Origin of the sequence: Methylomonas sp. EFPC1 (assembly GCF_016925515.1) — a bacterium.
In the GTDB taxonomy this organism is placed as follows: domain Bacteria; phylum Pseudomonadota; class Gammaproteobacteria; order Methylococcales; family Methylomonadaceae; genus Methylomonas; species Methylomonas defluvii.
Window position 1 is genome coordinate 1,945,416 of sequence record NZ_CP070494.1, and the last position, 22,864, is coordinate 1,968,279.

Here is a 22,864-nt window from a genome sequence, read left to right on the forward strand (position 1 = left end):
AATATCCCCTTATCATGTCTTCTCTACACATTGATAGCGTACTGGGCGATTAAACTTTTTGACCACGCCATCGTCAGTAGCACGATTCAGCCAATCATTGAGCTGCGACTTATGCAGCCCAGTAATCAGCATCAGCTCATCCAGAGTAACTGGATTTCCAGCCAGCCTGCGTAACCTATCCAAGAAAAACTGATAAAAATCTACAGGCATGCCCATAGATTCATCTTCTTCATGAGGTACCGATTCTTGGTATTCATCCGGCATCGATTCCGCTGTAGCATTGCTAACAACAGGCATTTCCTGCTCAACACCTTTATCTACTGAACTATATAGTTCATGTTGTGCTACTGGTTTGGAGCTCTGAATAATAGAGAATAAATCTTCCTGTGCTTCTTTTAGCTGATGCGCTGGTTTGTTATCAGAGACCAGCAAGACGCTAATATCGAAGTGTTGGATGTCGGCCTCACACCAACGCCCACCTTTGGCAACCAAATCGGCATTGGCAGCGTTTTTGTCATCGCTTGGTTTTACCCACAATGGAACCCAACCCTTTTTCAAGTTTTCTTCTGCGCCATTGAGGGTGCCGCCTTTCTTGCCCGAGTGAATAACCAAGGAACTATCTGCGAGACAATAGATGTACTTATTCCTTGCCATCGCGTTACCCGCGCTAAATCCCGCTTCCGGGTAAAAAGGCGAAACCAGCACCGTATTGCCGTCCATCAAACCTTTTCGCCATTTGGCACTGGTTGCCGCCCTCAATAGGCTATCGGCCATTACACCGATGACAAGCCCACTGCTTTTCGCTGCGCCGAGCATGGCCGCTTCATCCACCCCGCGGGCACCGCCGGATACAATGGCAATCCGTTCACCCGCTGCTTTAGCTCCCACCTGCTCAGTAAACGATAAATCGCTTTCGCTGGCATTTCGGGAACCGATCACAGCTAGCCCGCCCGAATTCAACAAGGCTTTGTCACCACAACCGAACAACACGGGAGGCGAATCGGTTTTCAGGCGTTGTTTTAGTCGTCTGGGATATTCAGGATCTGAACGAGTAACTACCCATAGGCCGGCACGCTGCCACTTTTCTACCGCCAAGGCCAGGCTGTGACCCCGGTTCAGCAATTGCAGAACACGCTCTATACTGATACGTGAATCATGCCAACCATTGAGCAATGATTTCGGCTCAGCTACCAGCAAATCCGCTGGCGTGGTGGAGTTCCCTTTTAACCATAGTGCAAAACGTCCCCACTCGACGTTAGTAAGCGGTTTTACATCGTCGCTGCTTGCCTTGGTGAAATAACTGGTTAACAGAAGTGTAGCTTGGGCGGTAGGTGATAAATTCATCAATCTTTTACCGAAGAGGAAGCGAGCGCTGCCGGATAAACGCAGCCGCTGCCCGCTTGTTGTAACAAGGCAGCGATCACCGTTAAGGTCCAGCCCGAATCCACAATGTCATCGATCAACAAGACAGGATCATTAGGTATGGGCTGTTGGATAGCAAAAGCGCCGTCCAGATTACGGCATTGATGGAAACTATTCTCTTGTCCTTTTTGCGGCTGTTTGTTCTTCACCTTGCTAACGGCGTCAATGAACGGCAAACCTAACCGAGCAGCCAGTCTACGAGCGAAATCCGGCACCAATTCAGGGTGATTGCGCGAAGGTACACAACAAACCCAAGCAGGCTCAGGGTTTGGTTGCCAGCGCTGCTGGATCATCTCAGCCATAGCTTCCACTAGCTCATCACTAAAATGGCCGACATGTTTATTGTCGGCGACCGTTTGGCCCCAACCGGCATCTTTCCAACGAGATAACACACGCCCTTCTTGTGCCATCAAATCACCAAGTTTTCGAGGAAACTGATAAATCGGAAATGCTCTTGCTGTTTCGGCATTAGATGGTGCAACCTGTTTTCTGGGGTGAATTATTATTTCAGCATGCTTGAGAAAGGTTGCTGCCTGATGGGCAAGTACAGTGTTGATTGTCTGGTTAACAACCGACTGTCCAAGGCAAGCAGTACACTTGCCACAAGGCGTTAAATCTTGGTCATCCAAGGCACGGCGCAGAAACGTCATCTTGCAGCCCGCATCTCCCAGATAGGCTTGCACCTCTCTCCACTCCTGTTCACGCTGATGCGTCAGGTGAGCAATACGAACATGATCCATGGCATAGGGCACAGGCGTTCTGCGCCATTGGCTACCGACTTTAATCACCGGTGCCGGATTTTCCACACTGAGCAATTTCAACACTTTCTCGATTTGTCCATGCCGTAGATTCGTCCGTTCCTCAATACCATAAGTGGACAGACCATCACTGTGTGCCAACTCTTGCAAAATCTCGTTAACATGCGCTTCTGAGGGAAAAGCCGAATCCCTGAAGAACTCGTGAATATCTTGATCTTCCACCCCGGACATCAACACACCCACAGCATAGTCAATCGCACGCCCGGCTCGTCCCACCTGCTGGTAGTAGGCGACAATGGAACCCGGTGCTTGGTAGTGAATTACGAAACTTAAATCCGGCTTGTCGTAGCCCATGCCCAACGCCGTGGTAGCCACCAATACCTTGAGCTGATTGTTTATTAGCAACTCTTCGAGAAATTGCCGGTAAACATTGCTGTTTTCGAAACCGTCGGCCTCGATACTGCCATGATAGGCTTTGGCGTTGATGCCGTTTTCGCTCAGCCACTGAGCAACCTGTTCGGCGTCGCGTACCGTCAGAGTGTACACAATGCCGGTACCGGGGATGGTTGGAATAATCTGTGCCAACCATGCCAACCGCGACGCCTGATCCGGCAATACCATGGTTTGCAGTGCCAAGCTTTTCCGAATCAGCGATCCTCGCTGGATCTGAATATTGCCCAACTGTGTTTGAATATCTTCTACTACACGGTTATTGGCAGTTGCAGTGGTACCGAGCACCGGAGTATTAGGCGGCAATTGGCGAAGAATGTTAACGATACGGCGGTAATCGGGGCGGAAATCATGCCCCCAGTCAGAAATACAGTGTGCTTCATCAATCACCATCAGGGCGATGCGATCAGCAATCGGCTGCAAGACGGTTTCGATAAAGGTGTCGTTAGCCAATCGCTCTGGTGAAATTAATAGGCAGTCAACTTCGTTAGCCAAAATTCGTTGAGTCACGGCTTGCCAATCCGCCGTATTGGTGGAATTCATTGTTTCCGCCACAATCCCCAAGCGCTGAGCGGATTCGATCTGGTTGCGCATTAAAGCCAGCAAGGGAGAAACAATAATCGTAGGCCCCATGCCTCTATCTCGGAAGATTTTAGTGCTGATGAAGTAAACCGAGCTTTTACCCCATCCGGTACGCTGTAGCACCAGTAGTTTTTGGCGTTGGTTCACCAGGGCATCAATAGCTTCCCATTGACCATTGCGAAACTCGGCGGCTGGGTTGGCCAGTGCAGTTTGTAGCAATTGTTGGGCTTCGTCTCGGTTCATTATCAATCCTTTAAATTTTGCACTGACCGCATATTAATTAAGTTAAAGCCATTGGTTCAGAAAAAACAACAGAACGCAGCGGGTCGATTGCGTCAATTCGCCTATTCCAATTTCCCTCATTCTTCGCTTGCACAATCCTAGGGATATTGATTGCAGACAATTCACCTGAACGGACAGCTATTTTCGATTTTGGATACAACTCAATCAGAGTGCAATTTACTAGAGCGATGTTGAAAACAGGCCTTCCATTGAGGTGCTATGCATCAATTCCACTCGCTTATTCATTATTTGCATCACTCGATCATAGGGTTGGCAAGAAGAATAGACGGAAAGCCTTCTGTCTTCTCTATTTTGATTCACCGTTCACCGACCAGCTAGTCAGCAGCTCCTGATGTTCACTGAAGCTAGGCAAACCCGGTCTGGCGCCCATTTCGGTGCAGCAAAAAGCTCCGGCCACGCTGGCGTAACGCAATAATTCTGCCCAGCTCAAGCCTTTGGCGAGGCCAGCGGCAAAGGCGCCATGAAACGCATCCCCGGCACCGGTGGTGTCGATGGCGACGATGGGCGGGGCGTTTAAACTGCCGCGTTCCTGGCCGCGTTGCCAGATCAAGCCGCGTTCGCCGAGGGTAATGACTACCACCGGGGCAATTTGCGCTAGTTTGGATAAGGCCAGGTTTTCATCGCTGGCATATTGCAGCGCAAATTTTTCCGAACAGACCAGATAATCCACATTAGTCATCAGAGCCTGCGTACCGTCGTGCAGCGAGCCGGCGTCTAAAACCGTCGGTACTGGGTGGGACAACTGATTCAATAAGCGCAGGGAAATATGCGGTTCGTGACCATCAAACAACAGCACTTTGGCTGCTAGGTCGTCAAAGTCGATAGCGGTGGCGGGCAGGGCGCTGGTTTGTCCTTTGTAATTGATTAAGGCGCGCTGGCCGTTCGGTTTGACCAGTACCGTCGATAACGGGGTCGGTGAAATGCCGCGTACGATAAGCTGAGTATCGACGCCATGGTCTTGCAACTCCCGCAAATGACTATCGCCGTACACGTCATTACCCAAATAGCCGCAAAAGCCGGCTTTGCCTCCCAATTTAGACACCGTTACAGCGGCGTTGGCGGCCGGTCCACCACCGCAACCCAGCAAATCGTCGGCGACGATTTTTTCATCCGCGCCGGGATGATGCGGCACCGAAAATACCAAGTCGTAACTGGCATGGCCGATACAAAGCACGTCGAGCGGATGGGCGGTCATTGCGCGACTCCTTTACTGCGATTATCCATACGCCTTAGAAATTCGCCCATGATGGCTTTGTACAATTCATCGCCCAGATATTTGTCTTCCACGCCGCTGTCGATGCTGGGGTTGTCGTTGACTTCGATGACATAGCCTTTGCCCTTGATTTCTTTGACATCGACGCCGTACAAGCCATTGCCTATTGGCTGCGTGGCCCGTAACGCCGCGTCCAGCACGCCTTTGGGTACTTCGAAGGTGGGCAGGGTGTCGAAGTTGCCGCTGTCGGTGCGTTTGGCGCCGTGCCGGTAAATCTGCCAATGGTTTTTCACCATGAAGTAGCGGCAGGCGTACAAGGCTTTTTGATTGAAAATGCCGATGCGCCAATCAAAATCGGTGTACAAAAACTCCTGAGCCAGCAACAGCGCCGATTGCTCGAATAACTCGGCGACTTTGTCCTCCAGTTCCTGGCGGTTATGCACTTTGACGATGCCGCGTGAGAATGAGCCGTCCGGAATTTTAATCACCACCGGATAACCCGCGATGGCTTCCAGATTATCCAGGTGTTGGGTATTACCCTTGTGCAAGATCCAGGTTTTGGGAGAGGGGACTTTATGGGTGCGAAACAGGTCGGCCAGATAGACTTTGTTGGCGCAGCGCAAGATAGACGTCGGATCGTCGATCACTACCAAGCCTTCCGCTTCGGCTTTTTTGGCGAACCGGTAGGTGTGATGGTCGATGGCGGTGGTCTCGCGAATGAACAAGCCATCGAATTCCGGCAGGCGGCCGTAATGATTCAGGGTGATCAGTTCCACATCAATGCCCAATTGCCGGCCGGCATCGATAAATTTTTTCAGCGCACCGCGATTGCTGGGCGGTAATTGTTCGGAGGGGTTAATCAGAATCGCCAAATCATAGCGCGCGGTTTTTCGGGTCCGGCTTTTTCGCCAGACCTTTTTGCTGAAGCGATCCAGCGCATCGGCGAACAAGGTCTGCATGGCATCGTCCAACAGCCTGGGGGAAACGGCTTTTAGATCGGTGATTTGCCATTTCTGCTCAAAGCGCAAGCTGATTTCCAGAATCGGGCAGGCAAAACGCTCGAACAATAGCCGCGCCAATTCTTGAAAAGCCGGTTCCGGCGTGGTGCCGAAATAGCTATACAAAGTAACTTCGCCGTTTTTATTTTGATGTTTGAATGCGCGTGCCAGCGGCTGGTTCAAGTCTTCCAGTTGTAGGCGGTACAAGGCATTTTTGCCCAAGTCGTTGATGACTTTAACCGACGGAATGACATGGTGATTGCGGGCTTCGGCCAGCAGCGAACAGTAGTAGCCATCGGATAGATAGGTGTAACTGCTGCACAGGTTGATAACCCGCACCCGCTGGTCGGGATCAGTTTGCTCGCTGGCCAGATAGTCTTCAAAGCTGACGACTTGGTCGCTAGGATAATAAGGATTCCAATCCGAAAGGTCGTCAACGACCAGCAGCGTGCTTGCCATGGTAAAAAATGCTCGGTAGGTTTAAGTTAGGCGGGGATTTTGAAACCTGTCGAGTTTTAAGACAAGCCGAATTCTGCAATTCCCTTTAAGAATGCCTATTGCTTGCGGCAGAGGGGTTTGCCACACTGTGCAATTACTGTCTCCGAATATTTGAGTATGCAGATGAGTTTGTCCCCATTCGGCACTGAAATTGATACCCGCGTATTTCCGGCGAGTTATGCCAAGGCACGCGAGGCTTGGTTGTCGCTCAGCGATCAGCTAGAACAGCCGCTGCGGCACGAGATTTACGAATGCGCCGGACTGGGGCCGAACGGAGAATCCTTGCTGACAGATACCGCCTGGATAGGCGATGAGCATGCGGACAATGTGGTGGTGTGCCTTGCCGCGACGCACGGGGTGGAAGGTTTTGCGGGCAGCGCGATTCAGCTTGATGTGCTGCAAGGCTTAAGCAAACACCAGCTAGATATTCCCAATGATACGGCGCTATTGCTGGTCCACGCCTTAACACCCTGGGGCTATGCCTGGTCGCGGCGCTGCGACGGCGACGGCGTGGATTTGAATCGCAATGCGGTCGATTTTTCCCAGCCCTTGCCGGAGAACCCGGATTACGACAAGTTGCGGGAATGGCTATTCGTGGCGGATGCCGGCCAAAGACAGCAGGCGTTTGCTGATTTTAGCCGGCAATACGGTCGAGTCGCGCTTGAAAAAGCCATCAGTGGCGGTCAATACCGCGACCCGTCCGGGCCGTTTTATGGTGGCAGTGCGCCGGCGCATGGTCGGCTGGTTTGTGAGGACTTGATTAATCGGCACAGCCTGGCTCAACGCCGCGTGGCCGTGGTGGATTTGCATACCGGCCTCGGCCCTTACGGCTACGGCGAGATTATCTGCGATCATCAGCCCGACAGTGCCGGGGCAGCGGTTGCGCAACGCTGGTATGGCGATTCTGTAACCTTGCCGCTGGCGGGCACGTCTAGTTCGGTACCCAAGTTAGGCCTGTTGGATTATCTGTGGCACGCCAACATGAACCCGCAAAGTTGTTATGTGACGCTGGAGTTTGGTACGTATAGCACCGACCACTTGTTTGAAGTGTTGCTGCGCGATCATCAACTGTGGGCTGCCGAGGATTTTAACGATCAACGTTTTGCGCACAGTATGGAAATGCGCCGGCATTTCTGTCCCAACGACAATGCCTGGCAGGAAATGGTGTTGTTCCGCGCGCGGCAAGTACTGGGTCAGGCGCTGCGCGGAGTGTCCTTGTGACAGCTTTAGCCAACGAGTTGGCGGTGCGGCCGGCGCAAAGCGCCGATCTGGAGGGCTTGGTAGCCTTGGAAAATGCCAGCTTTGCCACCGACAAATTAAGCCGGCGCAGTTTCCGGCATTGGTTAAGTTCCGATCATCGCGCCCTGTTATTAGCGGAATGGGCGGGGCTGGTCGCCGGCTATATTTTGATCATTTATCACCCCGGCACCCGCTTGGCGCGGATTTATTCGCTGGCCGTGGCGCCGCAGCTGCGCGGCAAGGGCATTGCCAAGACCTTAATGCTGGCCGGCGAGCAAGCCGCGCGCGATGATGGCCGTTTGTATCTGCGTCTGGAAGTCAGTGTGGATAACACGCCGGCCATCCGTTTATACGAGGCGCTGGGTTTTCAAAAGTTTGGTTTGTATCGCGATTATTACCAAGACCATAGAGATGCGTTGCGCTATCAAAAGCGCATCCGCCGTTACCGTGATACGCCGCAGCATCGTTCGGTGCACTGGCTGCGGCAAACCACGCCGTTTACCTGCGGCCCGGCGGCGCTGATGATGGCGATGCACGCTTTGAACAAAAGCTATTTGCCGTCGCGCGAGCAAGAAATCGAGTTATGGCGCGAAGCCACGACTATTTTTATGACTTCCGGGCACGGTGGTTGTCATCCCATCGGTTTGGCACTGGCTGCCAAACGCCGGCAATTCGTGGTGGAAGTATGGATCAATCAAACCGGCCCCTTGTTTATCGATAGCGTGCGCAGCGAGGATAAAAAGCAGATCGTCGAGCTGGTCGATACCTGTTTCAAGCGCGAAGCGGCGGAGCAGGGTGTGGCGATTCATTATGCCAACGTCACGCAGAACGACTTGATAGCCGCGTTCGAATCCGGAGCAATCCCGATCATTTTGATCAGTACCTTTTCGATGGATCGCAAAAAAGCCCCGCATTGGGTGGTAATGAGCGGCTTTGATAAGGATTGTTTGTACATGCACGATTCCGACCCGGACGACGGCCGGCAGAATGAGTTGGATTGCCAGTTTATCCCCATCGCCCGCGAAGATTTCGACCGCATGTCCTGTTTCGGCAAATCACGGTTGCGGACCGCGGTCATTGTGCGGTCGGGCGCATAATGCGAGCTTTTCGTTCTCAGATGATTCGGCAGACGTTACAATTGCCGCAGCAACAACGAATATTCACGAGACCTTATTCATGAACGACCGTAATCACGACGACGGCAGCAAGAAAGTTAAAAATATCGCTGCGGTTTTGTACCTATTGGTACTGACTTTTCTAGTCGGTGGCTCTTACCTGCATCAGCAGCAAGCAGATGCCGCTCAAGTTGCGTCAACTACTGCCGTAAAACCATAAGCTTCGCCCGATAGCGATTTTCGGGCGCGTACCGCTGCACCGAAATTGACATCGCCCCGCAACAACAGTACCTTAGCCGGCTTTCTTTAGAAGCCGTCTTCAAAACCAGAATTTCAAGAGTCATTAATGGAAGAATTTCATCGCATTAGCCGCCTGCCGCCTTACGTTTTTAACATCGTTAACGAGCTGAAAGCCAAAGCCCGAGCGGAGGGCGAGGATGTTATCGATTTTGGGATGGGCAATCCGGACCAGCCCACGCCCCAGCATATTCTCGACAAAATGCTGGAGGTGGCGCAACGCGACGATACCCATCGTTATTCGGTTTCCAAAGGTATCCCCAGATTGCGCAAGGCGATTTGCGGCTGGTACAAAAAACGTTTCGACGTTGACTTGGATTTCAATACCGAAGCCATCGTCACGATAGGCTCTAAAGAAGGTTTGTCGCATTTGGCTCTGGCAACCTTGGGCCCTGGCGACGTAGTATTGGTGCCGAATCCGGCTTACCCGATTCATCCCTATGGCGTGGTGATTGCCGGCGCGGATATTCGCCATGTGCCGTTGACCCCGGGAGTGGATTTCTTCGAGGAATTGCGAAAAGGGATTGCCGAGTCTTGGCCAAAGCCGAAGATGTTGATTCTGAATTTTCCAGGTAATCCGACCTGCCAATGCGTGGAGCTGGATTTCTTCGAAAAAGTGGTGGCGATCTGTAAGGAACACAATATCTGGATCGTCCACGACATCGCTTACGCCGACATCGTGTTTGACGGCTACGTAGCGCCGTCGATACTGCAAGTGGAAGGGGCGAAAGACATCGCCGTCGAATTTTTCTCCCTGTCAAAAAGCTACAACATGCCCGGCTGGCGGGTTGGCTTCATGTGCGGCAATCCAACCCTGGTAGCGGCGTTGACCCGGATCAAATCGTATATGGACTACGGCACGTTCACACCGATCCAGGTTGCGGCGATTACTGCATTGGAAGGGCCGCAAGATTGTGTGAAAGAAATCTGCGACATGTACAAAGCGCGACGCGACGTGCTGTGCGACGGCTTGAACGCGATGGGTTGGCACGTGGAAAAGCCCAAGGCCACGATGTTTGTCTGGGCCAAAATTCCGGAAGCCTATCGGGAAATAGGCTCCATCGAGTTTGCCAAGAAATTGATCATTGATGCTAAAGTCGCGGTATCGCCCGGCATTGGTTTTGGGCAGCACGGCGACGACCATATTCGCTTTAGTTTGATCGAAAACGAGCACAGAACCCGGCAGGCCTTGCGCAGCATCCGCAATATGCTGAAAAAAGACAACGTAGTATAATCGCCGCCATTTTTGGGTATAACGCTAGGAGTCAGGTTTGAAGCCGGTAACAGTTGGGGTTTTGGGATTGGGTACCGTCGGTGGCGGTACCGTCAACGTACTGAAAAGGAATGCCGGGGAAATAGCTCGCCGGGCCGGCCGTGAAATCGTGGTCACCCGCGCCTCTGCGCGCGACCTGAACCGGACGCGGATTTGCGCTACCGATGGCATTATCTTAACGGCCGATCCGTTCGAAATCGTTAACGACCCGGACATCGATGTGGTCGTCGAGCTAATCGGCGGCTACGATCTGGCCAAGCAACTGGTGTTAACAGCAATTGCCAACGGCAAACACGTGGTCACCGCCAACAAAGCCCTGATTGCCTTGCACGGCAATGAGATCTTCGCCGAAGCCAGCAAAAAAGGCGTGATGGTATTGTTCGAAGCGGCGGTAGCTGGCGGCATCCCTATCATCAAAGCCATCCGCGAAGGCCTGGCCGGTAACCGCATCAAATGGTTGGCCGGTATCATCAACGGCACCGGTAATTTCATCCTCACCGAAATGCGCGACAAGGGTCGCGATTTTGCCGACGTCTTGGCCGAAGCCCAGGCCTTGGGTTACGCAGAAGCCGATCCCACCTTTGACGTGGAAGGTATCGATGCCGGGCATAAATTGACTATCTTGGCCTCAATCGCTTTCGGCATCCCATTGCAGTTCGAGAAAGTCTTCACCGAAGGTATCACCAAGATTACCCGCCTCGACGTCGAATATGCTGAAGCACTGGGTTACCGAATCAAGAATCTGGGTATCGCCCGCAAGACCGAGGACGGCATCGAGTTGCGCGTGCATCCAACTCTGATTCCCAAACGCCGCTTGATCGCCAATGTCGACGGCGTGATGAATGCGGTGTTGGTCTGCGGCGACGCGGTCGGCCCCACCTTATACTACGGTGCCGGCGCGGGCGCCGAGCCTACGGCGTCAGCCGTGGTAGCGGATTTGGTCGATGTAGTCCGAGCGATGACCAGCGATCCGGAGAACCGGGTGCCGCATCTGGCGTTCCAGGCCGATGCCATTGCCGATATACCGGTATTGCCTGCCGAGCACATCAAAACCGCCTATTACTTGCGCCTGACTGCCGAGGACAAGCCCGGCGTGTTAGCCGATGTGACCCGGATTTTGGCGGCGCACAACATCAGCATTGAAGCTTTGATTCAAAAGGAACCGCCGCAAGGCGAGACTTCCGTGCCGATCATCATGCTGACGCAACTGACGCTGGAAAAAGAAATGAACGCCGCGATTGCTGCCATCGAAGCGCTGGCGACAGTCAGCGGTAAAGTGGCGCGGATTCGCTTGGAAACTCTAGGATAATAATGACAACGCAAACACGCTACACAGGCATCATCGAACGCTACCGCGACCGCTTGCCGGTCTCCGCCGACACCCGGCTGATTAGTCTTTGCGAGGGCAATACCCCGCTGATTCAACTGCAAAATATTCCGCGCTTGATCGGTAAGGATGTGGATATTTATGTGAAATTCGAAGGCCTAAATCCGACCGGTTCGTTTAAAGATCGAGGTATGACCATGGCGGTGACCAAGGCCGTGGAAGAGGGCAGTCAAGCCATTATTTGCGCGTCCACCGGCAATACCTCGGCGGCCGCTGCCGCGTATGCGGTGCGGGCTGGCATTCGCGCCTTCGTCTTGATTCCTGAAGGCAAGATAGCGCTGGGCAAGTTGGCGCAAACTATGATGTACGGCGCCAAGATCATTCAGATTAAAGGCAATTTCGACGCCGGCATGTCTATTGTTAAGGAAATTGCCGATCATGCGCCGGTAACCATCGTTAACTCGATCAATCCTTATCGGATCGACGGCCAAAAAACTGCGGCGTTCGAAATTGTCGATGCCTTGGGCGATGCGCCAGATTTCCACTGCTTGCCCGTGGGTAACGCCGGCAATATCACCGCGTATTGGAAGGGCTATAAAGAATATTCAACCGATACTGCCACCCATAAAGCCGTGACCAAAAAACGTCCGGTGATGTGCGGCTATCAAGCGGCCGGCGCCGCGCCGTTTTTAGCGGGTCACCCAGTGGAAAATCCGGAAACAGTCGCTACGGCAATCCGCATCGGTAATCCGCAATCTTGGGACGGGGCTTGGACCGCGCAGAAACAATCCGGCGGTTGGTTCGCATCGTTCACTGATCCGCAAATTCTGGCCGCGCAAAAAATGCTCTCCGCCTATGAAGGTATCTTCTGTGAGCCTGCTTCCGCCACCTCACTGGCGGGCGCCTTGCAAGACATCGCCAATGGCAATATTCCGGAAGGTAGCAAGATAGTCTGTACCTTGACCGGTAACGGCATTAAAGATCCCGATACCGCCATTGCGCAATGCAAGGACGATCAACCCATCACGATAGACGCGACGCTGGACGCGGTGAAAAAAGCCATTCTGGATTCGATGTGAGTCTAGCGATGAGCATCGACAAGCCGGCAATTGCCGGCTTTTTTATTGCCTGATATGTATTTGCAAAGCGTTAAGAAAGTCATTCTGCCCCGACCGGTGCAGACTAAAAATCCGCACTTTGGCGAGATGGACCCGGTGCTGCAACGGATTTTTAGCAGTCGTGGTGTGCAGAGTGCCGATGAATTGGATCGGAGTCTGGCGAGTTTGCCTTCGCCGTGGCTGCTGACCGGTATGAAGGAGATGGTCGAGCATTTGGTGTCGGCGATCAAACAGCAGCAAAAAATTACCGTGGTCGCCGATTTTGATGCCGACGGCGCCACCAGCTGCGCCCTAGCTTTAAAAGGCTTCGCGCTGCTCGGGGCGAAAGCCGTGGATTTTGTGGTGCCCAACCGTTTTGAATACGGTTATGGCTTGACGCCGGAAATTGTGGAGTTGGTGAAGCGGCAGAGCCCCGATATTATCGTCACTGTGGACAATGGCATATCCAGTATTGACGGTGTCAAAGCCGCCAAGGCTGCTGGTATCAGGGTGTTGATTACCGATCACCATTTACCAGGACTGGAACTGCCGGACGCCGATGCCGTCGTCAATCCCAATTTGCCTGACGATAAGTTTCCAAGCCGAAACGTCGCCGGCGTAGGGGTGATGTTTTATATTTTGATGGCCTTGCGGATTCGTTTACGCGAATTGCATTGGTTTGAAAAAACCGGCATCCCTGAGCCGAATCTGGCGCGACTTTTAGATTATGTAGCCTTGGGCACTGTCGCCGACGTGGTGGCTTTGGATCAGGTCAACCGGATTTTGGTGCATCAAGGCTTATTGCGTATCCGCTCCGGACAATGTCAGCCCGGTATCAAGGCTTTGGCAGAGGTCGCCGGCAAGCAGTTGTCCGGCATACATGCCAGCGATTTAGGTTTTTCCATCGCACCGCGTTTGAACGCGGCCGGACGGATGGACGATATGTCCTTAGGCATTCAGTGCTTGCTGACCGACGATGCCGGCTTGGCACATGATATAGCCGAACAATTGCATGCCTTGAACCAGGATCGAAAAGAAGTCGAAGGGCAGATGAAGACCGAGGCCATGGCTTTGCTGGCGGAAATGAAGGCTCTGGATGAAAAACACGTACCGGCTGGTGTGTGTTTATATGACGGCAATTGGCATCAAGGGGTAATCGGCATCCTGGCGTCGCGGATCAAGGATCGACTGCATAGACCGGTTATCGCCTTTGCGCCAGCTGATAACGGCGACATCAAGGGCTCGGCGCGCTCCATCAATGGGGTGCATATCCGCGATGTACTCAGCGAAATTGCAGCCAGGCATCCGCAGATATTAAGCAAGTTCGGCGGTCATGCGATGGCGGCGGGTCTGACGATTAAACTACACGATTATCCGCATTTTGCCCTGGCTTTTGCCGAGACAGTGGCGGCGAAACTGGAGTTGGTGGATCTGGAGCAGAAGGTCTATTCCGACGGCGAATTGGATGAGCAGCACATGACTTTGGCTTTCGCGGAAACGCTCCAGCAGGCGGCGGTGTGGGGGCAAACCTTCCCGGAACCGGTATTTAATGGCGTATTCGATGTGATCCAATGCCGCATCGTCGGGCAGCAGCATTTAAAGTTTGTGTTGCGCTTGCCGTTTAGCGGCCAGTTGTTGGATGCGATAGCGTTTTTTGCCGATCACCCGGAAAAATGGCTGGGTTGCCGAAAAATCAACGCGGCCTATAAGTTGGATATTAACGAATTTCGCGGGCAACGCAGTCTGCAACTGTTGTTACATTATCTGGAGAAATGGGAATAAAAGCCTATGTCTGAGAGACTGTTACGCTGGATAGATTCACATACGCTGGCTTTGCTGCTGGCGATTATGTTGTTGCGTGGCGGATTTTTGCTGATCAATGGCTTTGATTTGATCGGCGATGAAAGCTACTACTGGGATTGGTCGCGGCGACCGGACTGGTGCTATTACAGCAAGCCGCCGATGATCGCCTGGCTGATCGGTGCGTTTACCTGGTTATTGGGCGATCATACGTTTACCGTGCGTTTGCCGGCGCTGTTGTTGGGTACAGTATTTCTGGGGTATTTTCACGCCACGGCCAAGGCATTTTACGGTGCGCGCGGCGGGGCTTTGGCGCTGTTGCTGGTGTTGGCGACGCCGATCAATGTGTTGGCCAACTTCCTGATGACCATCGACGCGCCGCTGTATTGTTTCTGGATAATCACCGTTTACTATTTAAGACGGGCACTGTTCGACAATCAAGCGCGTGCCTGGTGTTGGGCTGGTTTGGCAAGTGCCGCTGCCTTGTTGAGCAAGCAATCGGCATTGATCTTGCCGTTAATGTTACTGATCTTTTTAGCCTTGGATAAGCAGCGCCGGGGGCTGTTGAAAAAAGAGTTTCTGATTTATTTAAGCCCTATTGCGATCGCGGCAGTGCCGATTTTATGGTGGAACCAGCAACACGACTGGGTGATGTTTGGGCATAGCAAAGGCCATTTCGGTAACCATGAACCGGTTAGCGTGCTTAAACACTTACAATGGGCCCGAGATTTTCTGCTTTACCAGCTGTTACTGGTCTCGCCGGTGCTGTTTGTGCTGGTGCTGATTAGCAGCGCGCAAGCTGCGTTCAATTTTAAGCGCCTGGCAGCGGAGCAACGCTTTTTACTATTGATGGGGCCAGCCTTGTTACTGGGGGTTTTGCTGCTCAGCGTGCTGCAAAAAGCCCAAGGCAATTGGCCCATGCCGTTTTATTTCACCGGTTTGATTTTGTTGGCGGGCAACTGGCTGGCCGGTGCCTGGAAAAAAGCTTTGAAATACGGCGTCGTGCTGGGTTTGGCGATGGTGCTGTTGACCTATTCGCTGCCCATCGTCTTGCAAGTGTTTAAATTACAAAACACCGCGTTCGATCCCACCAAGCGTTTTAACAGCTGGCAGGAGTTGGCGATTAACGTGCATTTCGAGCGCTTGATCAGTTTGCCCAATCTGGATAACACCTTTGTGGTAGCCTTGGGCCATCGTTATCTGGCGAGCGAGTTGGCGTTTTATTTACCCGATCATCCCCAGGTTTATCGTTACGAACCCAGTGGTGTGGTGACGTCGCAATACGAAGTTTGGCTTGGTCCGCAGGCGTTTGTAGGCAAAAACGGCTTTGTGCTGGGTGAAACCTCGGAGGAAAACCTACCCGCAGAATTGAAAGCGGCGTTTCAAAATTTTCGCTTCTTGGCGCAAATCCCCAATCCTGCCAAGCCGAGTTCCCCGTATTACCTGTATTTAGGTGAAAACCTGAAGTTTTGGCCGGAAACCGTCCGGCTAACATTGGATAAGGAAAGCTATGCCCCATCGGAAAATTAGACGCGCGCGCAACGAACTCATGCTCGTGTTGCTATTGGCGGCACTGACCACACTATTGTTTGGGCTGACAGACCTGGATTTGCGCTTGGCGGCCTTGTTTTATCATCCGGAAAATCCCGGCGATGTCTGGCCGACCCAGCATTGGTGGCCCTGGAAACTGCTGTATGACTATGCTTTTCCGTTCACCTTGTGGGCCGGTCTGATAGCTTTAGCGGTTTATGTCCTCAGTCATTTCAATACTCATACGCAACGCTTTCGCCGTAAGGCCTTGTATATACTGCTGGTCATTGCTTTAGGTCCGGGCTTGGTGGTCAATCTTGTTGTTAAAGATCATTGGGGAAGACCCCGGCCGGTGCATGTCAGCCAGTTCGGCGGCGAGTACCAATATGTGCCGCCTGCCAAATTCGGCCACACGCCTGATAAGTCTTTCGTCTGCGGTCACTGTTCGGTGGGCTACACATTTTTTGTGTTGTATTTTCTGTCGCAAAACCATAAAGCCATCTATTTTCTGTTGACGATAGTGTTGGCGTGGACTCTGGGCTTTACCCGGATGACTTCCGGCGGACATTTTGCGTCGGATATTTTATGGTCCGGCTACCTGGTATTTTTGGTGGCTTATGCCTTGTACTACGGTTGGTATGTTCGGATAAAGCCGGACGTGAAGACCGCGCAATGACGGGGGCAATCAAGATTTGGGTGGATGCGGATGCCTGTCCTAATTTGATTAAAACGGTTTTGTTCCGCGTCGCCCAAAAAAGGCAGTTGGAATTGCTGCTGATTGCCAATCAAAGCATCGCCGTGCCGCCGTCCCGTTATATCCAATCGATTCGCGTCAGCGGCGGTTTCGATGTCGCTGATGATTATATCGTCGAGCATCTGCGGGCCGGCGATCTGGCGATTACCGGCGATATTCCGTTGGCTGCAAAAATCCTAGCCAAGCAGGGGTTTGTGATTCATCCGCGTGGCGAAGCTTATACGGTGGAGAATATCGGTGAAAAACTCGCCATGCGCGATTTCATGGAAGGCTTGCGCGACAACGGTTTGGCATCCGGTGGTGCGGCGGCCATGACGGCCAAAGATGTCCAAAATTTCGCCAACGCGCTGGATAGATTTCTGGCCGCCCGGCAAATATAACAGGCTGAGTTTTCAGGGTTAGCTTGATATAATGCCCCGGTTTTATATACCTAAACACGAGAGATTTGCATGATTCAAGGTAGTATCGTTGCGCTGGTAACCCCGATGACGGAAGACGGTGCGGTGGATGAAACCAGTCTGAAACGGCTGGTCGAATTTCATATAGAGCAAGGGACTGACGCATTGGTAGCGGTCGGCACGACGGGTGAATCGGCAACTCTCGACGAAGACGAACACTGCGCGGTCATTAAATTTATCGTCGATTGCGTGGGCGGACGGATACCGGTTATCGCCGGCACCGGTGCCAATTGCACCCGCGAAGCGATACACCTGACTCAAAAAGCCAAGCAAGCCGGTGCGGACGCCTGTTTGCTGGTCACGCCTTATTACAACAAACCGACCCAGGAAGGCTTGTACCTGCATTACAAAGCCATCGCCGAAGCGGTCGATATTCCGCAAATTCTGTACAACGTGCCGGGGCGTACCGCTTGCGACTTGTTGCCGGAAACCGTGGGTAGACTGGCGAAAATCGATAATATCGTGGGTGTGAAAGAAGCAACCGGCAAGTTGGAAAGAGTTAAAGAAATCCGAGATTTAACCGGCGACGATTTTGCACTGTATACCGGCGACGACGCCACCAGCTGCGAATTTTGTTTATTAGGCGGCAACGGCAGCATCACCGTGACCGGCAACGTGGCACCGAAACTGGTCCACGAAATGTTGGCGGCGGCAATGGCGGGTGATCGCGCGACTGCCGAGGCGATAGACGCCAAGTTGACGGGTTTGCACAGCAGTCTCTTCATACAATCCAATCCCATTCCCGTCAAATGGGCAGTGGCGGAAATGGGTTTGATGGGCCAAGGTATTCGATTGCCTTTGACTTGGCTGGCTGAAGACTGTTTTGCTACCGTGCGTGCGGCTATGCATCAAGCCGGCGTTTTATAACCATGAAAACTCGCCTATACGGTCGTCTGACGCTTGTTTCGGCGTTGCTGTTGAATGCCTCGTGCAGCACCATCAAGAGCTGGTTTCCGGATAAGGAAAGAGATTATCAATTTACTACCGAAATCCCCGAATTAGTCGTCCCTGACGATCTAAAAACCAAGACCTTGGCGACCCGCCCGGTAAGCAATACACCGGAACCTGCGCCAGAGCCGATGCGGCAGGAGCCTGTCCGATCCGCGGCAACCGCCGCAGATACCGTAGAACCGGCGCCCAGTAAGCCGGAAAAAACCGAAGCTAAAGAGACTGTCGCGGCAGCCGGTTCCGGGAAAAGTGTGCAAGCGGCCGGCAGCAGTGGCGTCAGCAGTTTACAAATCGATCAATCAGCCACTCAAGCGTGGTGGATAGTCGGCAAAGCCTTGAGTCGCCAAAAATTGGAAGTGGTCGAGCGGAATATGGACAAAGGCTATTTCTTCGTCAAATACGATCCTGACGCGATTAAGCCGGAAGACGGTTCCATTCTGGACGAAATCACTTTTTTATTCGGCGACGATCCCAGCCAGGAACAGGAATATCGGGTAAGCCTGCATCAACTTGATGAACTGCTTACCGAAGTGACGGTGCAAGATAGTGACGGTAAGACCCTGTCAAATGTCGCTGCGACCTCTTTGCTCAGATTGATCACCGAAGGCATTAATCAGGATATACCCAGCGGTACCGCTGACAAGTCGGACAAAGCAGCCGACAATACGCCGTCGCCATAAAATCGCCGCCTTGTTTGCGATTTGGGGCTTGCCGCGTTTTATCTGCGGAATGTCCTGTATTTACTCTTTTAGCTATAAAAAACCACTCAAACACAGCCCATGTTGACCCTATCCGGAACCTCCGCTCTTTCCCGTTTTCGTATTGAAAAACTGCTGACCGAACTGCAGGCAGTGGCCGGCAGCATTACTGCTGTTAGTGCCCGGTTTCAGCATTTCGTGCAAATCGATGGTCAGCTATCCGCCGAGCAATCGGCGATGCTGGAACGCTTGCTCGATTACGGTCAAAGCGAGGAAAACAGCGAAAATGCGACGGTGGAAGAGGGTGGTGAATCGCCTGAACCCCAAGTTGTGTCCTTATGGGTGGTGCCGCGTTTAGGCACTATTTCGCCTTGGTCCAGTAAGGCTTCGGAAATAGCCGAGCGTTGCGGCCTGTCGGTCGTAAAACGCATTGAGCGCGGTATCGAATATCGCTTTACCACTACCGATACTTTGAGCGATGCCGTTAAACACCAACTGGCGGCTTTACTGCACGATAGAATGATCCAACAAGTGGTTTACGATCAGGCTGAACTTGATTTGTTTGCCGAGCACGATCCCCAGCCTTTACAAACCGTGGCTATCATCGAGCAGGGCAGGGATGCGTTGGTTAAGGCCAACGCTGAATTAGGCATGGCCTTGTCTACCGATGAGATCGATTATTTGACCGAGAGCTTCATCAATTTAGGCCGTAACCCGACCGATGTGGAACTGATGATGTTCGCCCAGGCCAATTCAGAACATTGCCGGCACAAAATCTTCAACGCCAGTTGGACGATAGATGGCGAAGAGCAAGCCAAGTCTTTGTTCGCGATGATCCGCAACACTCATAATCTGAACCCGCAAGGTGTGCTGTCGGCCTACAGCGACAACTCGTCGGTGCTGGAAGGCTCCACAGCCAAGGTGTTCATCCGCGATGCGGCTAATAACTACGCCTACGGTTATGTAGAAGAACAGGCGCACATGCTGATGAAGGTGGAAACCCACAACCATCCGACTGCGATTTCCCCGCATCCCGGCGCAGCAACCGGTTCCGGCGGCGAGATTCGCGACGAAGGCGCCACCGGCCGAGGTTCGGCGACCAAGGCCGGCTTGACCGGTTTCAGCGTCTCGCATCTGAAAATTCCCGGCTTTTCTCAACCCTGGGAAGCGGATTACGGCAAGCCGGAGCGTATCGTCTCGGCGTTGGACATCATGCTGGAAGGGCCAATCGGCGGCGCGGCGTTCAATAACGAATTCGGCCGGCCCAATATCGCCGGTTATTTCCGCAGTTTCGAACAACCGGCTGAAACAGGCGAAGCGAACCAATATCGCGGCTACCATAAACCCATCATGATTGCCGGCGGCATGGGCAACATCCGGCCGATGCTGGTCGATAAGCAGGCGATTCCGGCAGGTTCCTTAATCATCATCCTGGGCGGTCCGGCCATGTTGATCGGCTTGGGCGGCGGCGCGGCGTCCTCGCAAACCTCCGGAGAAAGTGCGGCGGAACTGGATTTTGCCTCGGTGCAACGCGAAAACCCGGAAATGGAGCGCCGTTGCCAGGAAGTGATCAACCACTGTAATTCGTTGGGCGAAGATACGCCTATCGTCTCTATCCACGACATAGGCGCCGGCGGTTTGTCCAACGCGGTGCCGGAAATCATTCACGATTGCGATCGCGGCGGCCGTTTTGAATTGCGCAAGGTGCAGAACGCCGACAAAGGCATGTCGCCTATGCAAATCTGGTGCAATGAAGCGCAGGAACGCTATGTGGTGGCGATCAAGCCGGAATCCTTGGCGTTGTTCGAGTCTTTCTGTAAACGCGAGCATTGCTTGTATGCGGTAATCGGCGAAGCGACTGACGCCGAGCATCTGACGCTGAGCGACGAATGGCTTGGGGGTAAACCGGTTGATCTGCCGATGTCGGTATTGTTCGGCAAGCCGCCCAAAATGCATAGAAACGTCCAGCGTTTGACCAAGAATTTGCCCGACTTGCAACTGGACAAAGTCGAATTGGCCGAAGCGGTGAAACGGATCTTGGCGTTTCCGGCCGTCGCGGACAAGAGCTTCTTGATTCACATCGGCGACCGCTCAGTGACCGGGCTCGTCGCTCGCGACCAGATGGTCGGTCCTTGGCAAGTGCCTGTAGCTGACGTCGCGGTCACGGCTTCCGGCTTTTATGCCCACACTGGCGAAGCGATGGCAATGGGCGAACGCACGCCATTGGCATTGATTGACGGCCCGGCTTCCGGCCGTATGGCGATAGGTGAGGCTTTGACCAACTTGGCGGCGGCCCGTATCGGCAAGCTTAATGATGTCAAATTGTCCGCCAATTGGATGGCTGCTTGCGGCAGCCCCGGCGAAGACGCGGCGCTGTTCGATACCGTTAAGGCAGTAGGCATGGAATTGTGCCCGGAATTGGGCATTGCGATTCCGGTCGGCAAGGATTCGCTGTCTATGAAAAGCGTCTGGCATGACAAGACTATGACTTCGCCACTGTCTTTGATTATCACCGCCTTCGCGCCGGTGCATGACGTTCGTTGTACACTCACTCCCGAGTTGAAAAATGCCGATAGCGTGTTGCTGTTGATCGATCTTGGCCGGGGCAAGAACCGTCTCGGTGGTTCGGTGCTGGCCCAAGTTTACAATCAGCTCGGCAACCAGGCACCGGATCTGGACGACGCCGGTTTGTTCAAGCGTTTCTTCGATACTATTCAAGCCTTGAACGAACAGGGGCTAATTCTGGCTTATCATGATCGGTCGGATGGCGGCTTGCTGGCGACGGTAGCCGAAATGCTGTTCGCCAGTCGTAAGGGCGTCGATCTGGATATTTCCGATTTGGGTAGCGATGTATTGGCGGCCTTGTTCAACGAAGAGTTGGGCGCAGTGCTGCAAGTGAAAACGGCGGAATTGGATCATGTCGCGCGACTGTTGGATCAGGCCGGGCTGGACGAATTTACCCATATCGTCGGTAAATTAAGTTCAGATCAAAAGCTACGAATCGTCCGTAACGGCAAGGAAATCTACAGTGCGGGACGCGCGGAACTGCAACAAACCTGGTCGGAAGTCAGCTTCAGGATGCAAGCCTTGCGCGACAATCCCGATTGCGCACAGCAACAATTCGAGCGAATCGCCGACGACAACGATCCAGGTTTGTCCGCTCAGTTGACTTACGACATCAACGACAACATCGTTGCAAAATTTGCGGATGCGGTTCGACCGAAAGTGGCTATTCTGCGCGAACAAGGCGTCAACGGCCACGTCGAGATGGCGGCAGCCTTCGATAGAGCCGGTTTCGCGGCCATCGATGTACACATGACCGACATCATCAGCGGCCGGGTGTCGCTGGCCGATTTTACCGGTCTGGTGGCTTGCGGCGGTTTTTCTTACGGTGACGTGCTCGGTGCGGGCGGCGGCTGGGCCAAATCAATTTTATTCAACCCGAAAGCACGCGACGAATTTGCCGCGTTTTTTGCCCGCCCCGATACGTTTGGTTTGGGTGTTTGCAACGGATGTCAGATGATGTCCGGCCTGAAGGATATTATTCCAGGTGCGGAACACTGGCCGCAGTTCAAACGCAATCTGTCGGAACAATTCGAGGCGCGGGTAGCAATGGTCAAGGTGCAGGCTTCGCCGTCGATTTTCTTCCAAGGCATGGCAGGCTCTATATTGCCGGTTGTGGTGGCGCATGGGGAAGGGCGCGCCGAGTTCCATTCCGAAAATCCTGCCGGAGCCGAGGTTGCGATCAGTTATGTCGATAATTACGGCAATGAAACCGAAGCCTTTCCGGCCAACCCGAACGGCTCGCCGCTGGGCATTACCGGTTTAACCACCGTCGACGGCCGTTTTACCATCATGATGCCGCATCCGGAACGTTGTTTCAGGGCGATACAGAACTCCTGGCATCCGGCCGATTGGTTGGAAGATGGGGCGTGGTTGCGAATGTTCAGAAATGCCCGGGTTTGGGTAGGCTGAGTCAGCGCCGAGGCTTTCGTTTGGTTAAATAGGATCGAGCTTGAGTAACACATATCCCGAGCCTCTCAATGATTCAGGGGCTCCAATTTGCAGTTCTCACCGCCAGGAAATAAATAAGAATTTTTCCTA

The 22,864-nt window shown here is 53.1% G+C and carries 17 protein-coding genes; 13 read left to right on the forward strand and 4 right to left on the reverse strand.

All coding sequences use genetic code 11. The features are described from left to right. Positions 1-12: 12 nt before the first annotated feature. The 4 genes from JWZ98_RS09015 to JWZ98_RS09030 form a co-directional block, all read right to left on the reverse strand. Positions 13-1,344 carry a DNA-processing protein DprA gene (locus JWZ98_RS09015; RefSeq protein WP_101055487.1) on the reverse strand — a complete coding sequence of 444 codons (1,332 nt, stop codon included), beginning with the start codon at positions 1,342-1,344 and terminating at the stop codon, positions 13-15. Continuing rightward, positions 1,344-3,455: a RecQ family ATP-dependent DNA helicase gene (locus JWZ98_RS09020; RefSeq protein ID WP_101055488.1), complete on the reverse strand. Its 2,112-nt coding sequence runs from the start codon at positions 3,453-3,455 to the stop codon at positions 1,344-1,346. Before JWZ98_RS09020 ends, JWZ98_RS09015 begins: the two co-directional genes overlap by 1 nt. Before the next feature lie 346 nt (positions 3,456-3,801). Continuing rightward, entirely contained in the window at positions 3,802-4,710 is a 909-nt protein-coding gene (locus JWZ98_RS09025) for a PfkB family carbohydrate kinase (protein ID WP_101055489.1), read from the reverse strand. Further along, entirely contained in the window at positions 4,707-6,185 is a 1,479-nt protein-coding gene (locus JWZ98_RS09030) for a RimK family protein (protein WP_205454029.1), read from the reverse strand. Before JWZ98_RS09030 ends, JWZ98_RS09025 begins: the two co-directional genes overlap by 4 nt. A 162-nt stretch (positions 6,186-6,347) precedes the next feature. Between JWZ98_RS09030 and JWZ98_RS09035 the strand changes: the two genes are divergently transcribed. The 13 genes from JWZ98_RS09035 (at position 6,348) to purL (ending at position 22,735) form a co-directional block, all read left to right on the forward strand. Beyond that, positions 6,348-7,445, forward strand: coding sequence for a DUF2817 domain-containing protein (locus JWZ98_RS09035; RefSeq protein ID WP_346015192.1), 1,098 nt, complete (start codon positions 6,348-6,350; stop codon positions 7,443-7,445). Further along, positions 7,442-8,560 (forward strand): GNAT family N-acetyltransferase/peptidase C39 family protein, encoded by a 1,119-nt coding sequence (locus tag JWZ98_RS09040; RefSeq protein ID WP_205454030.1) that lies wholly within the window; start codon positions 7,442-7,444, stop codon positions 8,558-8,560. The genes JWZ98_RS09035 and JWZ98_RS09040 overlap by 4 nt, the downstream gene beginning before the upstream one ends. A 79-nt stretch (positions 8,561-8,639) precedes the next feature. Further along, on the forward strand, positions 8,640-8,798 hold the full coding sequence (locus JWZ98_RS09045) for a hypothetical protein (protein ID WP_205454031.1): 159 nt from the start codon (positions 8,640-8,642) through the stop codon (positions 8,796-8,798). A 126-nt stretch (positions 8,799-8,924) separates the two neighbouring features. Continuing rightward, entirely contained in the window at positions 8,925-10,109 is a 1,185-nt protein-coding gene (gene alaC / locus JWZ98_RS09050; RefSeq protein WP_205454032.1) for an alanine transaminase, read from the forward strand. 37 nt (positions 10,110-10,146) lie between these two features. Next, entirely contained in the window at positions 10,147-11,457 is a 1,311-nt protein-coding gene (locus JWZ98_RS09055; RefSeq protein WP_205454033.1) for a homoserine dehydrogenase, read from the forward strand. Between the two features lie 2 nt (positions 11,458-11,459). Next, positions 11,460-12,554 (forward strand): threonine synthase, encoded by a 1,095-nt coding sequence (gene thrC / locus JWZ98_RS09060; RefSeq protein WP_205454034.1) that lies wholly within the window; start codon positions 11,460-11,462, stop codon positions 12,552-12,554. Between the two features lie 54 nt (positions 12,555-12,608). After that, the gene (recJ, locus tag JWZ98_RS09065; RefSeq protein WP_205454419.1) at positions 12,609-14,354 is read left to right on the forward strand and encodes a single-stranded-DNA-specific exonuclease RecJ; all 1,746 of its coding nucleotides are present in this window, start codon (positions 12,609-12,611) and stop codon (positions 14,352-14,354) included. 6 nt (positions 14,355-14,360) lie between these two features. Beyond that, positions 14,361-15,902, forward strand: coding sequence for a glycosyltransferase family 39 protein (locus JWZ98_RS09070; RefSeq protein WP_240348284.1), 1,542 nt, complete (start codon positions 14,361-14,363; stop codon positions 15,900-15,902). 19 nt (positions 15,903-15,921) lie between these two features. Beyond that, entirely contained in the window at positions 15,922-16,578 is a 657-nt protein-coding gene (locus JWZ98_RS09075; RefSeq protein ID WP_240348285.1) for a phosphatase PAP2 family protein, read from the forward strand. After that, the gene (locus tag JWZ98_RS09080; RefSeq protein WP_240348286.1) at positions 16,575-17,036 is read left to right on the forward strand and encodes a YaiI/YqxD family protein; all 462 of its coding nucleotides are present in this window, start codon (positions 16,575-16,577) and stop codon (positions 17,034-17,036) included. Before JWZ98_RS09075 ends, JWZ98_RS09080 begins: the two co-directional genes overlap by 4 nt. 69 nt (positions 17,037-17,105) lie before the next feature. Continuing rightward, positions 17,106-17,981: a 4-hydroxy-tetrahydrodipicolinate synthase gene (gene dapA, locus JWZ98_RS09085; protein ID WP_205454036.1), complete on the forward strand. Its 876-nt coding sequence runs from the start codon at positions 17,106-17,108 to the stop codon at positions 17,979-17,981. Positions 17,982-17,983: 2 nt separating this feature from the next. Next, complete coding sequence (bamC, locus tag JWZ98_RS09090; protein ID WP_205454037.1) at positions 17,984-18,742, forward strand: outer membrane protein assembly factor BamC; 759 nt, start codon at positions 17,984-17,986, stop codon at positions 18,740-18,742. A 99-nt stretch (positions 18,743-18,841) separates the two neighbouring features. Further along, entirely contained in the window at positions 18,842-22,735 is a 3,894-nt protein-coding gene (gene purL / locus JWZ98_RS09095; RefSeq protein ID WP_205454038.1) for a phosphoribosylformylglycinamidine synthase, read from the forward strand. Positions 22,736-22,864 lie beyond the last annotated feature (129 nt).